Origin of the sequence: Actinomadura terrae, assembly GCF_022751215.1 — a bacterium.
Classification (GTDB): Bacteria; Actinomycetota; Actinomycetes; order Streptosporangiales; family Streptosporangiaceae; genus Spirillospora; species Spirillospora terrae.
Map to the genome: position 1 here is coordinate 411,858 of NZ_JAICDG010000007.1, position 14,960 is coordinate 426,817.

The window sequence follows — 14,960 nt, forward strand, 5'->3', positions numbered from 1 at the left end:
GGAATTCATGCACCATCGACTGCCCGACCTGCGGCAAGAGTGTACAGGTCGACGCGAGCCCACGCCTCGGGATCTTCCTCGTTGAGGAATCCGCGCGCCCCGGTGACGACTCTTTCCGGACCGGCGGAGCCGCCGATCCGCGCAGTTGGCCCCGCGAATTCGCTCGGCGCCGAACATTCAACTCGAAGTTTCAAACCTGGTCGGGCCCTTCCGCTCGTGTGAGCATCAGCGCCATGGAAGGTGACAGCCAGATCATTGAGCTGCTCAACGAGCAGCTCACCGCGGAACTCACGGCGGTCCACCAGTTCTTCCTGCACGCGAAGATGCAGCAGGACTGGGGTTATGTGCGACTCGCCAAGCACACCCGATCGGAAGCCCACGACGAGCTGAAGCACGCAGAGCGGCTCACCGAACGCATCCTTTTCCTGGAGGGTGCGCCGAACTACCAGGACCTCAGCGCGCTGCGAATCGGGCAAGGCGTTCCCGAGCAGCTCCGCAACGACCTCGCCCTGGAGCTGGAGACCGTCACGCGGCTGCGGGCCGGCGTCGAGCTGATGCGCTCGCGCGGCGACATCACCTCGGCCCGGATCTTCGAGGAGATCCTCGCCGACGAGGAGGAGCACGTCGACTACCTGGAGACCGAACTCGGGCTCCTGGAGTCCCTCGGTGAGCACAACTACCTGCAGCGCCTGACCGACGCCCCCGGGGAGGACTTCACCGAACCCGTCTAGACCCTCGCGCCGCCCCTCGGGGCGCGGACTTCGCACCGTTTCCGCTCGCACCCGGCCACCGAGGACCAGGCCACTTTCGGATCGGGCCCCTTCCGGACGTGGGCCCGGATGGTTCCGGCGGCCGGGTGCCCTACTCCTGTCCCCGGAGTGCGGCACCACGCCACGACGGTGGCCGCACCATCGAGAAGGAGCACGATCGTGACAGAGACCAGCACATCCCACGATCCACCCAGCCCCGCCGCGTCCGCGACGCCCGAGGAGCGGCTGGTGCTGGAGATGTGGCGGACCCCCGTGTACCAGGCCGACTGCACCGGCGCCGCTCGGCACCTCCCGGACCTGCGTACGCTCATCCTCGACGGCGGTGGCGATGGGCACGCCGACGGCCCCGGCGGGCCGATCGCATCACCCCCGACCATGCTCACCCGGGACCACCCCTCGATCGACTGGCTGAGGCACGAGATCGGCCTCGCCGGCAGGACCCTCGCCCGTGCCGTGCTGGGCGAGGCCGCCGACGAGATCCCCGACCACGAGGTCCACACCGAGGCGTGGGCGCTGGTCTGCCGGCCCGGTGAGCCGTTCCGGCCGCACACCCGCCATGACGCCGCCTGGTCGGGCCTGCTGTCGGTGGCCGCCGACCCGAGCGTCGACGCCGATGCCGGCCATCTGGAGCTGCTCGATCCGCGTCCCGCGGCCGTCACGCGCGACGCCTCGCCGGGGGCCGTCCACTACACCCCCGTCCCCGGCCGGATGATCGCGTTTCCCGGCTGGCAGGCCAACTGGATGAGGGCGACCACCACCCATCTCCGGCTGAGGGTCGCGATCGCCTGGAACATCGTCTACCACCAACCTCGGAGCCGGACGTCATGACGCTGATCACCCCCGCCCCCGCCCCTGTTCCCACCCCCGTCCCCTCCTCCGGCCGCGATCGACGCAGTTGCGGTCACGCGGGACCGGCCGTCCGCCGGCACTGGGGAACGCCGGTGGCCTTCGCCACCCTCGACCCGACAGGGCTGCTGGCCCCCTCCGCCGGGGCCCTCAGCGCCGAGGGCCCCGCCCTGGAGGTCGTGCCGCCCGGAGAAATCATCACGGACCTCGCGGCGGCGACCGCGCGGTTCCAGACCTCGTTCGACGCTCTGGCCGCCGCCCACGAGCCCGGACTCGCGCCCCCCGCCGGAACCATCGACATCGCCGTCCAGGTCTGGCGGGAGGGCTACCACATGCCGCCCAGTGGCAACCCGGCGAGCCAGATCGCGTGGTGGATCCTGGACGCGGGTTCCGCCCCCGAGCGCCCGGAGGCGGGCGCCATCATCATCGCCGACCCCCGGTCCGGTCCCCCGGTCCCCTCGGCACTGGCCCGCCTCTGGGGACGCCACCTGATGATCGGCCCCCGTCCCGGCTCGCACATCGCCGTCCCCGGCTGGCTCACCGCCTCGGTCCAACCCGTGGAGGCCGGTCAGTACGTTCTGGTCGCCATCGCCTCGACCGCCAGGTGACCTCCGAGCCGGCGGCACCGGACCGCCCCGGCGGATCGGACGGCGGGCTCGGTGGCCTGCGCGGAACCTCGAAGTCCCCCGCGTGGACGCGGCGGGCCCTCAGCGAAGACGCCGGGCGACGCCGTACCTAACGGGGCCTGGAGTTCTGACCGCAACCTGGAGCGGGCCACCCGCGTCCGTTAACGACCGGCCGGACCGCATCCTTCCCGTGCTTCGGCCGCCCGGGAGGACGCCACAGGAGAGCGGCGGCGCTTCGCGCCGGACGAAGCCGCCGCCGGGGCCGCGCTCGGCACGCGTGACGGCCGCCGCCGGCGAGGAACGCCGATCCTCGCGAGCTGCTCTCGCCCCGACCGCGGGACGGAGAGCACAGGGCGCCACGCGTGCCATGCGCCGGGTTCGGCGCGGCCGTGCTCACCACCGCCGCGGGCGTCGTGGTCATCGGCACCGCCTTCTTCGCCGTCACCCCGGACGGCGGAGCCGCCGTCCGGGTCACGCGGTGACGTTCCCCGCCGACATGGCTCTCATCGCCCTCGGAGCACCGTTTCGTGGATGTGCTGTTCGATCTCCGCCACGCGTTCGTCGACGGGTGCGGGCGGCACGTCGACCAGCTCGTAGCCATGGGCCCGGTACACCTGCTCGTGGACGCGCGCGAAGGCCAGGGACTCCTCGAAGGTGATCCGGCGCGCGGCGGTGGGGGCGACGAAGCCGATCGGCTGGATCAGGAAGACCTGCCGGTGATAGACGCCGTCGCGCTCGATGCGGTCGATCGCCGCCGCCAGCGCCTCGGGAACGGCGCGCCGCAGGTAGCGGGCCAGGGCCAGCGTGCACAGCGGTGAGCGGTCGTAGATCTGCACCACCGCGCCGGAGGCGTCGGCCGCCCGCTGCCGCTGCTGCTGCGTCCGGAGGATGTCTTCAAGGAATCCAGGACCGTTCCAGGGCTCCTGTTCGCCGCGGGCCTGCCGTTGTGCGATGACATCGGTGGCCGCCTCGTCGATCACCATGTGCCCGCGGTCCCTCAACCGGTGGGCGATCGTGGTCTTGCCCGCACCCGGGGCCCCGGTCAGCACGTACCGCCGGGGTCGCGGGGACGCCTCCCCGGCCGGGCCGGTCTCGTGGTCAGCCATGCCGCCCACCCTCACACACCGGTCGGGGCCTTCAGGCCATGTCCCAGAGCAGGCGGTAGTAGTCGATGCGCTCGGGGTCCGGGTCGATCCCGTACGCCTCGTACAGGACGCCGTCGTACCCCGGCCCGTAGTCCCATTCCGTGCTCCACGCCGCGACCGCGAGGTCGGCCCACCGGTCGGCCGTGCCGAGCGACCCGAGGTCCACGTGCGCGGCGAACGCGCCGTCGTCGTGCAGCAACGTGTTGGGAACGCACGCGTCCCCGTGGCACACGACGAGCCGGTCGATCTCAGGCGGCTCACCGATGCGCGCGCGGGCCTTCGCGAGCTCCAGGTGCCGGTACTCGGGCGACCGGTCGGCCGGGCCCTCCCCTTCGGCGATGCGCTCGTCGGCGCGGACGAGCCGCCGCTCGACGCTCCAGTCGAACGGGCAGCCGTCGACGGGGAGGGAGTCGTGCAGCAGGCGCAGCCCCCGCCCGATCCCGGCCGCCGCCGTCGCCGGGTCGTCCTTCCACCGGGGGTCCACCGCGGAGCTGCCGGGGACCTCCGCGGTGACCAGCCACGCGCCCTCATCGTCCGTACCGTGCTCGATGACCTGCGGGACGGAGGTCCATCGCCCCGCCCAGGCTAGCCGCTCCGCCTCCGCGGCCAGATCGATCTCCGGCGTGCCCGCGGCGACCCACTTGACGTACCTGACCGCGCCGCCTTCCAGGCGGAACGTCAGTCCCCCGAGCTCGTTGCGCCACACCGGAGTGACGGTGTCTCCCCCGGCGAGAGCCGCGACGGCGTCGGGAACGTCCACGGGACCGGTCGGAATCTCGGCATTCTCCAGGCGGCTCATAGGCTCATGATCGTTACAGGCCTTCCGGGCTGGTCACAAATGGTTTTCCCATCCGGAGGCCGTGGGCCACCCGGGCCGGATGGGTGAGCTGAGGGTAGTGCCCGGCTCCGGCGATCTCGGTCACCGGCTGGACGACGTCCATGGCCAGCGGGTCGGCCGATCCCACGATGATCTCGACCGGGACGGCTACTTCGTCCAGCAGCGCTCTCGTTCGCTCGCGTTCGGCGTGAGCCGCACGCAGGGCCGTGACCACCCGGCGCGGCGCGCCCGGCCGCCGCAGGTCCGCGGCGGCACTGGCGACCTCCGGGCCGTCCGGCAGGCCGAGCGTCCCGGCCAGCCGGGAGGACGACATGCGCCGCATCACCGGCACGGCGACACGCGAGCGGGTGAACCGCGAGCTGGGAGTTTGCAGGAACGACGGGGAGACGAGGACGAGCTTGCTGACGCGTTCGGGATGCTCGGCGGCGAAGCGGAGCGCGGGCGCGCAGGCCAGCGAGTGCGCGACCAGCACGGGCCGGGTGCGGACCGGGCTCATCAGGTCGGCCAGCCATGCGTCCGTCGGCAGGGACGAGGCGGCCGAGCGTCCCAACCCGGGGAGGTCAGGCGCCAGGACCGGGCCGGTGAGGTGGGGTGCCAGCGGCGCCCAGACGTCGGCGTTCATCGGCAGCCCGTGCAGCAGGACGTGGGCGGGGCGATGGCGATCACCGAGCATCCAGGTTCGCGTGCCCGCCACGGAGGCGAAGCCGTAGGGCCTTGTCCAGGGCGACGCGGCGCCGAAGCGGGCGGCCAGCAGGTCGTCGGCCCAGGTCCGCAGCGCATCGGCGGCCGGAGGCATCTCAAGGCCGACGGACGCGGCGAGGGCGGAGGCGGAGGCTGTCGGGTACCGGTCGGCCGACAGGAACGACAACGTCTCGGGATCGGCCCCGGTGAGCTTGCGCGGGAGGCGCCGCAGGAGGCCCACGGGCACGGACCGGCGGGGCGCCCGCACCCCCATGTGATCGGCGATAATGCCGATCAACTCGGGGAGCGGGGGTGTGGCGTCGTCGAGCACCCAGTGGTGCTCGTTCGGCGGTGCCGCGGGGATCTCGGCCAGGAAGCGTGTGAAGTAGCCGATCGTGACGATGGGCACGAAGACGTCCGGGCCGCCGGGGAACGCGGGTAGCCGTCCGTTCCACAGGTTCTCGACGAGGGCGGCCGGGCCGATGTACTGGCCGGGCCCGATCACGCTGCTGGGGTTCGCGATGGTCAGCGGAACGTCCAGCTCGCGGGCCCGCGCGCGTACTGCGAGGTCACCCTCGATCTTCGACGCCTCGTAGGCCCCGAGCCTCGCGTAGTCGGGCTGTCCGCCGGCCCCGCTCACCCGGTAGCCGCTGACGTGCACCAGCCGCCGCAGCCCGGGCAGCGCTGCGGCCCATTCGAGCACGTTGAGCGCCCCCGTCACGTTGACCGCCCGGGCCTCCGGCACCGCGAGGCCGAACGCGTAACGAGCCGCGACGTTGTAGACGTCGCGAGCGGCGGGCAAGCCGGTGAGCGGGCGCGTGATGTCGGCGGTGACCACGACGAGCCCGCCCGTGTCGACGCCCTGGCCGGTGAGCCAGGGCGTGAGGGAGTCGTCGCGGACGACCGCCGCCACCCGCCGTCCCCGGCCGAGCAGCTCGGCGACCAGCGAACGGCCGATGAAGCCCGTCGCCCCGAAGACGATCGCATCCATGTGCGCTCCTAATGGATCGGTCTACATATTTTCTTCGCCAAAAGAGAGCCCGCCGGTCGCGGCGGGCCCGTCTCAGCCGAGCAGGGCGGTGATCTGGCGTCCGACGCGCGTCAGCGGCTCCCTGCTGCGGTGGGCCTTGGCCAGCAGCAGGGCCCCCTCGATCAGCGCCAGGACCGTCACCGCGAGGTCATCGGCGTCCGCGCGTCCGTCCAGGCGGGCGCGCAGGGCCGCTTCCCATCGGGAGTAGACCTCCGAGCAGGCCTCCTGCAACGGGTCGCTGGTCGCGGCCATTTCCAGCGCGACCGTGGCCACCGGGCACCCTTTGCGCCAGCCCGACTCCTCCAACCGGTCCCCCAGGTGCCGCAGCACCGCTTGGGCGAACTCCGCCGCGGAACCGCTGGACTCCGCCAAGCCCTCCATGCCGTCGCCGATCGCCAGCCCGGCCCGCCGGATGGACGCGCCGACCAGCTGGTCCTTGCCCTCGGGGAAGTGGAAGTAGAGCGAGCCGCGAGGCGCGCCACTGGCCGCGACCACCTGGTTGAGCCCGGCGCCGGAGTAGCCGCCGACCTCGATGAGCTCCTGCGTCGCGTCCATGAGCCGGTCCCGCGTCCGCGCACCCTTCTCTCCCATGGCGAAAGAGTAGACCGACCTACATATTTCGCCAAGTCCTCCCCCCAAGGGTGGATCGAGCCCGCCGGAATGCCCCGCGCGGGGGAAGGACATCGTGATCTTGGGGGAGGTGGTGCCGTCCCGCGCTGGACGAGGGTTGCCCCAGCGTCACCGAACCCGGTGACCTCGCCTTGTGAGGAGTTCGCCGTGACCGCGACCCGGACCCGTCCACCCGCACGCCGCCCAAACCCGGTGGTCGCCGCCTTCGTGAAGCTGCACGGCCGGCCGGTCGAGGGCGCACAGCGATGGGCCGTGCTGGCGGCCTACGCGACCACGCTGGTCGTGCTGCCCTCCTGCCTGTGGCGGCTGGCGTTCGGGGCCTTCGACCTTCCGATCGTCGAGCACCGCGAGGTCTCCGGCGACATGGACGACGACCTTCCCGGCTGGCTGCCCGGCTGGGTCTACATGGTCCTGCTGTCCGCGGTCAGTGAGGCGCTGGCGTTCCTGGCCGTCGGCCTGGTGAACCGGTGGGGCGAGGTCGTCCCGAAATGGGTCCCCTTCTGGGGAGGCCGCAGAATCCCGCCGCTCGCGGCCGTCATCCCGGCCGGCCTGGGCGCGTCCCTCCTCATCGCCAACAGCTTCTTCGCCCTCTTCTTCGCCGAGTCCAACGAGAACTTCGACAAGACCTTCGCCCACGAGTGGCAGCTCAACCTCCTCCGTGTCTGCTACGCACCCTTGCTGGCCTGGGGTCCGCTCCTGGCCGTCCTCACCGTCGCCTACTACGTGCGCCGCCGCAGGACCGGCTGAGCGGGGCTCAGCCGGTCCCGGATAGCAGCCTCGGCCGGGAGGGGTCCCCGCAGTTCAGAGTTACGGTCCTGGCGACTCTGGGTTCGAGGAGCAAGGTCGATGGCGGGCTTCCTTCCGGCGATCGCACAAGCCTTCAGACGCTGTTGGGATTTTGACGGACGCGCCACTCGCAGCGAGTTCTGGTTCTACTTCCTGTTCGCCGAGCTGTGCGCGTGGAGCCTGATCATGCTGACGGTGGTAACGCGTGCCAAGGCGCTCGGGGTGGTAACCCTCATCGTCAATACCGTCCTGTTGTTTCCAATGTGCTCGGTGTGCACCCGGCGTCTGCACGACAGTGGCCTCGCCCTCGGCTGGCGGCGGCTCGCACTCCTGCCGATCCTCGGGTGGCTGATCCTCGCCGTCTTGCTCTGTAGGCCCAGTTATATGGGAGTCAACCGGTACGGGTCGTGGGAATCCGCGACCGAACAGCAGATTGCCCGGCGACTGTACGAGCGCCGCAGGAAGGACGGTGGACGGGCGCACACCATCGCCGATATCGCAGCCAGGCTCGGCGTCAGCCGCGCGACGGCCTTCAGCTACCTCGACCCGGACCAGCAACGGCAGGTCCGGGTCGAGCGAGACGCGAGCTGAAGAGCCGCGCGACAGCCTCGGCTCGGGCGTTCGGTCACCCGGCGATGGGCGCTCCGACTATGCGGGGACGGAACCCGATGATGGCGGCGGCGACCTCGTCGAGGTGGCTCTCCAGCAGGAAGTGGCCGCCGTCGAGCAGGACGATCTCCGCGTCCGGCGCGTCCCGCCGGAACGCCTCCGCGCCGGCCGGCAGGAAGATCTCGTCGTTGCGTCCCCAGATCGCGAGGACGGGGACGCGGCTCGTCCGCAGCCACTCCTGCACCGCCGGGTACAGGGCGCGGTTGCCGGCGTAGTCGCCGAACAGGGCGACCTGGGCGCGGTCGTTGCCGGGACGGGCGAGCAGCGCCAGGTCGTGCTCCCAGGCGTCGGGGTCGATCAGGCTGGGGTCGGGGACGCCGTGGGTGTACTGCCATTCGACGGCCTCCCGGTCCAGCGCGGGTCGCACCCCCGCCTCGTTCTCCGGGGTGCGGTGCGCTCCGTAGGCCCAGATGGGCTCCCAGAACTCCTGGTCGAACCCGTCCTCGTAGGCGTTGCCGTTCTGGGAGACGACGGCGGTGACCGATTCCGGGGCCGCCAGCGCGAGGCGCCAGCCGATGGGCGCGCCGTAGTCCTGGACGTAGATCGCGTAGCGGTCCACGCCGAGGCGGTCCAGGAAGCCGCGGGTCACCTCGGCGAGCCCGTCGAAGGTGTAGGCGAAGTCCGCCGCGCTGGGCGCCGACGAGCGGCCGAAGCCGATGTGGTCGGGCGCGATCAGCCGGTAGTGGCCGGCCAGCGCCGGGATGAGGTGGCGGAACATGTGCGAGCTCGTCGGATAGCCGTGCAGCAGCAGGAGGACGGGCGCGTCGGCCGGGCCCGCCTCCCGGTAGAAGACGGTCAGGCCGTCGACGTCCACGGTCCGGTGGTGAACAGCCGCCATGGTAACCCCTTAAATGAATTTAACTGGTTAGGCTATGCTCATGATGCACAGGGCCCCGCGGAGTGTCAAGGAGAGTGAGCCGTGGTCGAGGACGAGGAGCTGCTGCTCACCGTGCTCAACAGCGCACCGGTGGTCGACGGACGCCCCACCGACCTCCTGAGCGGAGAAGGGGCGGCGGACTGGATACGGGCACTCGGAGGACGTGGCACGGGCGAGGAGCGCGAGCGCCTGCGGCTCGTGCGCGACACGCTGCACCGGCTCGTCCGGCGGACGTCCTCGGACGTCGGCGATCTGGCCTCGGTGCTCGATCAGGCGCGGCTGCGTCCCGCCGTCTCGGCCGACGGTGTGTCGTGGCGGCTGGAGGTGGCGCCCGAGGACGAGCTGGCCGTGCGCGTCGTCCTCGCGTGGTCGCGCGTCACCGCGCGACTGCCGGGACGGCTGCGGGCCTGCGCCAACGAGGAGTGCAACCTGTTCCTCATCGATCACAGCCGTCCCGGGACCGCCCGCTGGTGCTCCATGGCGACCTGCGGCAACCGGATGAAAGCGCGAACCCACGCGCGCAAGCAGCGCCTCAAGTAGCGTCTCAGGAGCGCCGACCGAGTACGGCGCCGCCCGCCGGGAGGGCGTCCGGCCTCATGTCGCCTGGAGTGTGCCCATGAGCAGGTCATCGACCGCGGGCGACGTCCCGGAGGAGCTGCGGCGGACGCTCGGCGTCCCCGACGCCGTCATGATCGGTCTGGGGTCGATGATCGGCGCGGGGATCTTCGCGGCGCTCGCCCCGGCCGCGCGCGCCGCGGGCTCCGGGCTGCCGATCGGCCTGGCACTGGCCGCCGTGGTCGCCTACTGCAACGCCACCTCGTCCGCACGGCTGGCCGCGCGCTACCCGGCCTCGGGCGGGACGTACGTGTACGGCCGCGAGCGCCTCGGCGAATTCTGGGGCTACCTGGCGGGGTGGGGCTTCGTCGTCGGCAAGACGGCCTCCTGCGCGGCGATGGCGCTCACCGTCGGCTCGTACGTATGGCCGGGGCGGACGCACGCGGTCGCGGTCGCGGCGGTGGTGGCGCTGACGGCGGTGAACTACGCGGGGGTGCGCAAGTCCGCGCTGCTGACCCGGGTGATCGTGGCCGTGGTCCTGGCGGTCCTCGCCGCCGTGGTGGTCGCGGCCCTCACCGCGGACACGGCGGACGCGGCCCGGCTGGACATCGGCTCCGACGCCACGGTCGGCGGCGTCCTCCAGGCGGCGGGCCTGCTGTTCTTCGCCTTCGCCGGGTACGCGCGCATCGCCACGTTGGGCGAGGAGGTCCGTGATCCCGGGCGCACGATCCCGCGGGCGATCCCGCTCGCGCTCGGTATCGCCCTGGTCGTCTATGCCGTCGTCGCCGTGTCGGTCCTGAGCGTGCTGGGGCCGGACGGGCTGGCCGAGGCGGCCGCGCCGCTGTCCGACGCGGCGCGGGCCGCCGGTGCCGGATGGCTGGTCCCCGCCGTCCGGGCCGGTGCGGCCGTGGCCGCGCTCGGCTCCCTGCTCGCGCTGATCCTCGGCGTCTCGCGCACAACCCTGGCCATGGCCCGGGACCGGCACCTGCCGCACGTGCTGGCCGCCGTCCACCCGAGATTCCAGGTCCCGCACCGCGCGGAACTCCTCGTCGGCGCAGTGGTGGCCGTGGTCGCCGCGACCGGGGACGTGCGCGGGGCGATCGGGTTCTCGTCCTTCGGGGTCCTGCTCTACTACGCCGTCGCCAACGCCTCCGCCTGGACCCTCGCCCCCGAGGAGGGCCGCCCGTATCGGCTGATTCCCGCCGCCGGGCTGGCCGGGTGCCTCGTCCTGGCCTTCGCCCTGCCCGCGACCTCGGTCATCTCCGGGGCCGCGGTGATCGCGCTGGGCGCCGCCGTGTACGCGGGACGCCGCGTCCTCCGGTGACGGGATGCAGGCGGCGGTGCCTCATCGGGTGTTCCCCGCGACCGGTACGGGATCTGAAGGCGTGGTGCCGTCCTGCCGCAGGGCGGTGTCGAGCATGGAGTCGAGCGCGTGCTGGGTGGCTCGCAGGCGGGTGATCTCCCCGGTGACGCGCGAGTGTTCCTGCCGCAGCTTGGCGATCATGGTCGGGCAGGGCGAGGGGACCATCCGTCCGTCCTCGTCGTGGACGCAGTGCAGGAGCCGGGCGATGGCCGCGGTGGGGAGCCCGGCGGTGAGCAGGGCGCGGATGTGGCGCACCGCGGTCACGTCGGCGTCGTCGTACTCCCGGTAGCCGTTGGCCAGCCGGGTCGGGTGCAGCAGCCCCTGGTCCTCGTAGTAGCGCAGCAGCCGCCGGTTCACCCCCGTCGTGCTGGCGAGCTCACCGATCCGCATCCGCGCCTCCTCCGGGTTGACCTTCACATGGATGTGACGCCTTAACGTGCCGAATATTCCCGACCAGGAATTTCGAGGAGGCGGCATGTCCGGAGCGGTGGTCATCGGAGCGGGGCCGGGGATCGGCCAGGCGGTCGCCCGCAGGTTCGCGCGGGAGGGCTTTCCGATCGCCCTCATAGCCCGTAGCGACGGGACATTGCGAACGGCCGCGGACGCCGTCGCGTCCAGCGGAGTGCCGGTCGTCACGGTGGCGGCCGACAGCGCCGACGAGGACGCACTGCGAGCCGCGCTGGACCAGGCCGTCGCCGAGCTCGGCGTGCCCGACGTCGTTGTCTATAACGCCGCGCTCGTCCGGCCCGACGCGCCCGGGGAACTGTCGGCGCGCGAGCAGCTGGACGCGTGGGCGGTCAACGTAGTGGGCGCGCTTACCGCCGCCAGTCATCTGGCGCCGGAAATGGCGCGTCGCGGGAGCGGATCCATTCTCGTCACCGGAGGCATGCCGGAACCGAAGCCGGAATATGTGAGCCTGTCCCTGGGCAAGGCGGGAGTACGGACCTTGGTGCGGCTCCTCCACCAGCAGTACGGGGACGCCGGGGTGCACGCCGCCAGCATCACCGTCGACGGTCCCGTGGCGCCGGGCACCGATTTCGATCCCGACGACATCGCGGAACACTACTGGCGCCTGCACGCCCAGCCGCGGCACCGGTGGGAGCACGAGATCCTGCACACCGCTCAGTCGGAGTCGATGAGGTCGCGGGTCAGGTCGTAGAGGCGCCGGGCGGCCTCGGGGTCGAAGCCGGGGCCGTCCAAGGCGATCGGACGGCCCATGGCCACGGCGCTGAGCGGCTCGGCGGGCGGGGCGTCCAGCAGTTCGAGTATCGGTGCGATGGCCTTTCCGACCGGCTGCGCGTGCCTGCGCATGACTTCGATCTGGGCCGCGACGCGCGGGTGGTATTCGCCGGAGAGCGCGGTCGCGACGCTGCCCGGGTTGTACAGCACATAGCGAACCTTCGCCGAGGGCCGGAGTTGCGCGTATCCGGTGCCGAGGAGGTCGTTCAGCAGGCCGCCCTGCATAAGTGCGCCCTGGCCGTCGTAGTCCCGTTCGCGGCCGAGATCGTCCCAGCGGACGCTTTCGGGGTTCGGCCCCGGCCCCGCGACGTTGAGGACGACCGGCCGATCGGCGGCGTCCAGCAGGTCGGTCATCTCGTAGCTCATCAGGAAACGGCTCAGATAGAAGTGCGCGAACGTGTACTCGAACCCTTCGGCGGTGACGAGGCGGGTGGAGCGGAAATGGCGGGCGCACAGCACCAGGGCGTCCACCTTGCCGAAATGCGTTTCCACCTCTTGGACGGCCCTGCGGGTGTCGGACATCAAGCTCAGGTCGGCATGGACGAAGCGCGCCCGCTCGGCGGCGCCGAGCCGGCGGGCCGCGTCGAGGAACGCGGCTCCCTTGCCGGCGTTGCGGCCGACGATCGCGACCGAGTCGCCGCGTTCCAGGTAGGCGAGCCCGATCGCGCGTCCCATGCCGTCCGTGCCGCCTGTGATGACGAAGGTCTTCACTGGAACACCCTCCGAGGATGTGGTCGTGCGTCGCTACTGTCACACGAATGTAGCACTTAGAACCACACATGCCATTTCGTGGATGCACTTCGGAGCTGAGCTGCCAGGCGGGTGGGTAGGATCGTGGCCGCCATGAGAGCCGACGCCGCGCGCAACCTCGACTCGGTCCTGGAGACCGCCGCCCACCTGCTGCGACAGGACCCGGGCGTCAGCATCGCGGCGATCGCGGCGCGGGCGGGCGTCGACCGGCGCACCGTCTACCGGCGGTTCCCCACCCGAGAGGCGCTGGTGGACGTCATCCACCGCGGCAAGCTCGACGCATGCTGGGAGGTCGTCGACGCGGCCCGCCTGGCCGAGGCGCCGGTTCCCGTCGCGCTGCACCGGTACGCCGAGGGCATCATCGGCGTGAGCCGCCGCTGGCCCGTCGACCTGAGCCGCCTGCCGGACGACGCGGAGTCCGCCCCCCGCCTGCGCGAGCTGCTCGGCCGTCTCGACGCCTTCATGGACCGCGCGGCGCGCGAAGGCGTGATCCGGCCCGGCCTTCCCGACCGCTGGGCCCGCTCCCTGCTCGTGCACCTGACGAACCTGGCCGCCCACGAGATGCCGGAGCTCACCCCGGCCCAGGGTGCCGACGTCGTCGTCGAATCGCTCCTCGACGGCATCGGCACCCGTCCGTCCGGGGCTACTCCTTGACGGTAAGGAGCGGCCGCAGCTCGACCACGGGGTCGGCGACGCCGGCGCGGCCGAGGCTGGACACGACCGGGCCGATGTCCTTGTACACCCACGGCGCCTCCTGCTTGAGGTCGCGCCGCCAGGCGGCCATCACGTCCGCGCGCCGCGCGACCGAGGGGTCGCGGGGGTCGAGCGGCGTGACCACGCGGAACTCGTCGAGGAACGCGTCCAGGTCGGCGTCGCTCGCCCGGGACGCCGCACCGCGCGGGACGCGGCGTCCGGCGCCGTGGCACGCGCTCGCCAGCGTCCGCGGGTTGCCGTGCCCGCGCAGCACGTAACTGGCCGCCCCCATGGACCCGGGCACGATCACCGGCTCGCCCCACATCGCGTACGGCCCGCCCGCCATGTCGGCGTACCCGCCCGCGGGCGTCGCGCCCTTGCGGTGCACGACCGACCCGTCGTCGTGCCGCCACAGCAGGTTGTGCGGGGCGTCGTAGACCAGATCGGCGGTGAGGTCGCCGCACTCGGCGGCGAGCCCCTGGCGCAGCATGAGCGAGAGGAAGAACCGGTTGCCGACCGCGAAGTTCGCGGCGTTGCCGAACGCGTCGAGGTAGCGCCGGAGCGCCGCCTCGTTCCGCTCGCCGAGGAGGATGGGAAGGATCTTGTTGTCCGGGAGCGGGACGGAGCCGGGCCACGCCCTCCTCGCCTGGTCCAGGCCCTCGGCGTTCGCCTGGTGCCCCAGCGACAGCGAGCCGCTGTGCACCATCAGCACGACCCGCCCGAGCTCCAACCCCCACGCGTACGCGGCCTGCCGGTCGTGGACCGACGCGACGTACTGCACCTCGGCGAAGTGGTTGCCGCCGCCGACGCTGCCGATGATGCTGTCGTGGCTGGTGCCGCCCGCGCTGTCGATCCAGTCGCGGAACGGCTCGGCGGTCGCGGTCGGGTACCGCTCGCCGTGGACCCGGCCCGGCCGCCCGTCCTCGGGACGGTGCTGCGACCAGATCCCGCCCGCGCGCTCCCCCGGGACGCCGAGCAGGCCGGGCAGCCCGTCGCGGAGCAGGGCCTCCCGCTGGAGCCCCGACAGCGCGATCCGCCGGCCGCCCTCGAAGAACAGATGCCGCAGCCGGCCTTCCAGCGCGCCCAGCCGGGGACGCACCTGGTCGACGGTGAGCGAGGTCGTCTCCAGCCGCATTCCGCAGTTGATGTCGTTGCCGACCGCCTGCGGGATCAGCGCGCCGCTGGTCCGGAGCACGGTGCCGATGGGGATTCCGGCGCCCTTGTGCAGGTCGGGGGTGAGCGCGACGCGGTCGATCGCCGCCTTCTCCTGCCCGGTCGCGGCGGCGAGCCGCGCCAGGGTGTCGGCCGTTTCGAGCACGGTGAGGATCTCCTCGACCGCGCTGGACTCGATCGGCACGTCGGCGCCGGCGCAGACGTCGATGGGAATGCCCCACCGGTTGGGGAGGGTGAGCCAACTGTCGTCGGCGCGAACAAGACGCGAATCCTGCCGGGATGCGTTCAT

General features: G+C 72.1%; 17 protein-coding genes. 9 read left to right on the forward strand and 8 right to left on the reverse strand.

Translation table 11 applies throughout. The features are described from left to right. Window positions 1-233 precede the first annotated feature (233 nt). From bfr to K2F47_RS35995, 3 genes are all read left to right on the forward strand, one after another. Window positions 234-731 (forward strand): bacterioferritin, encoded by a 498-nt coding sequence (bfr, locus tag K2F47_RS35985; protein WP_242910645.1) that lies wholly within the window; start codon window positions 234-236, stop codon window positions 729-731. A 198-nt stretch (window positions 732-929) separates the two neighbouring features. Beyond that, window positions 930-1,598, forward strand: a complete 669-nt coding sequence (locus K2F47_RS35990; RefSeq protein ID WP_242910646.1) for a 2OG-Fe(II) oxygenase family protein — start codon at window positions 930-932, stop codon at window positions 1,596-1,598. Between the two features lie 113 nt (window positions 1,599-1,711). Continuing rightward, entirely contained in the window at window positions 1,712-2,224 is a 513-nt protein-coding gene (locus K2F47_RS35995) for a hypothetical protein (RefSeq protein ID WP_242910647.1), read from the forward strand. 521 nt (window positions 2,225-2,745) lie between these two features. Here K2F47_RS35995 and K2F47_RS36000 read toward each other — a convergent pair. From K2F47_RS36000 to K2F47_RS36015, 4 genes are all read right to left on the reverse strand, one after another. Further along, window positions 2,746-3,348 (reverse strand): AAA family ATPase, encoded by a 603-nt coding sequence (locus tag K2F47_RS36000; protein ID WP_242910648.1) that lies wholly within the window; start codon window positions 3,346-3,348, stop codon window positions 2,746-2,748. A 31-nt stretch (window positions 3,349-3,379) separates the two neighbouring features. Then, the gene (locus K2F47_RS36005; RefSeq protein ID WP_242910649.1) at window positions 3,380-4,186 is read right to left on the reverse strand and encodes an aminoglycoside 3'-phosphotransferase; all 807 of its coding nucleotides are present in this window, start codon (window positions 4,184-4,186) and stop codon (window positions 3,380-3,382) included. A gap of 13 nt (window positions 4,187-4,199) precedes the next feature. Continuing rightward, window positions 4,200-5,897: an alpha/beta fold hydrolase gene (locus tag K2F47_RS36010; protein ID WP_242910650.1), complete on the reverse strand. Its 1,698-nt coding sequence runs from the start codon at window positions 5,895-5,897 to the stop codon at window positions 4,200-4,202. A gap of 72 nt (window positions 5,898-5,969) precedes the next feature. Next, on the reverse strand, window positions 5,970-6,527 hold the full coding sequence (locus K2F47_RS36015) for a TetR/AcrR family transcriptional regulator (protein ID WP_242910651.1): 558 nt from the start codon (window positions 6,525-6,527) through the stop codon (window positions 5,970-5,972). A gap of 186 nt (window positions 6,528-6,713) precedes the next feature. On the opposite strand from K2F47_RS36015, the gene K2F47_RS36020 reads away from it, so the two are divergent. After that, window positions 6,714-7,313: a hypothetical protein gene (locus K2F47_RS36020; protein ID WP_242910652.1), complete on the forward strand. Its 600-nt coding sequence runs from the start codon at window positions 6,714-6,716 to the stop codon at window positions 7,311-7,313. Between the two features lie 99 nt (window positions 7,314-7,412). Continuing rightward, window positions 7,413-7,943, forward strand: a complete 531-nt coding sequence (locus tag K2F47_RS36025; protein WP_242910653.1) for a DUF805 domain-containing protein — start codon at window positions 7,413-7,415, stop codon at window positions 7,941-7,943. Window positions 7,944-7,977: 34 nt separating this feature from the next. Here the strand turns inward: K2F47_RS36025 and K2F47_RS36030 are convergent, their stop codons facing one another. Then, complete coding sequence (locus tag K2F47_RS36030) at window positions 7,978-8,859, reverse strand: alpha/beta fold hydrolase (protein WP_242910654.1); 882 nt, start codon at window positions 8,857-8,859, stop codon at window positions 7,978-7,980. A gap of 81 nt (window positions 8,860-8,940) precedes the next feature. Between K2F47_RS36030 and K2F47_RS36035 the strand changes: the two genes are divergently transcribed. Together K2F47_RS36035 and K2F47_RS36040 are read left to right on the forward strand one after the other, a co-directional pair. Next, window positions 8,941-9,438 carry a CGNR zinc finger domain-containing protein gene (locus K2F47_RS36035; protein WP_242910655.1) on the forward strand — a complete coding sequence of 166 codons (498 nt, stop codon included), beginning with the start codon at window positions 8,941-8,943 and terminating at the stop codon, window positions 9,436-9,438. Window positions 9,439-9,514: 76 nt separating this feature from the next. Further along, window positions 9,515-10,777 carry an APC family permease gene (locus tag K2F47_RS36040; protein ID WP_242910656.1) on the forward strand — a complete coding sequence of 421 codons (1,263 nt, stop codon included), beginning with the start codon at window positions 9,515-9,517 and terminating at the stop codon, window positions 10,775-10,777. Between the two features lie 21 nt (window positions 10,778-10,798). Here K2F47_RS36040 and K2F47_RS36045 read toward each other — a convergent pair whose 3' ends face one another. Next, complete coding sequence (locus K2F47_RS36045) at window positions 10,799-11,206, reverse strand: MerR family transcriptional regulator (protein WP_242910657.1); 408 nt, start codon at window positions 11,204-11,206, stop codon at window positions 10,799-10,801. Window positions 11,207-11,291: 85 nt separating this feature from the next. Between K2F47_RS36045 and K2F47_RS36050 the strand changes: the two genes are divergently transcribed. Beyond that, the gene (locus K2F47_RS36050) at window positions 11,292-11,975 is read left to right on the forward strand and encodes an SDR family NAD(P)-dependent oxidoreductase (RefSeq protein ID WP_242910658.1); all 684 of its coding nucleotides are present in this window, start codon (window positions 11,292-11,294) and stop codon (window positions 11,973-11,975) included. On the opposite strand, the gene K2F47_RS36055 is transcribed toward K2F47_RS36050, so the two are convergent. Beyond that, on the reverse strand, window positions 11,939-12,766 hold the full coding sequence (locus K2F47_RS36055) for an SDR family NAD(P)-dependent oxidoreductase (protein WP_242910659.1): 828 nt from the start codon (window positions 12,764-12,766) through the stop codon (window positions 11,939-11,941). The genes K2F47_RS36050 and K2F47_RS36055 overlap by 37 nt on opposite strands. Before the next feature lie 132 nt (window positions 12,767-12,898). On the opposite strand from K2F47_RS36055, the gene K2F47_RS36060 reads away from it, so the two are divergent. After that, window positions 12,899-13,459 (forward strand): TetR/AcrR family transcriptional regulator, encoded by a 561-nt coding sequence (locus K2F47_RS36060; protein ID WP_242910660.1) that lies wholly within the window; start codon window positions 12,899-12,901, stop codon window positions 13,457-13,459. Here the strand turns inward: K2F47_RS36060 and K2F47_RS36065 are convergent. Then, window positions 13,449-14,960: an RtcB family protein gene (locus K2F47_RS36065; RefSeq protein ID WP_242910661.1), complete on the reverse strand. Its 1,512-nt coding sequence runs from the start codon at window positions 14,958-14,960 to the stop codon at window positions 13,449-13,451. The two genes, K2F47_RS36060 and K2F47_RS36065, sit on opposite strands and share 11 nt — an antisense overlap.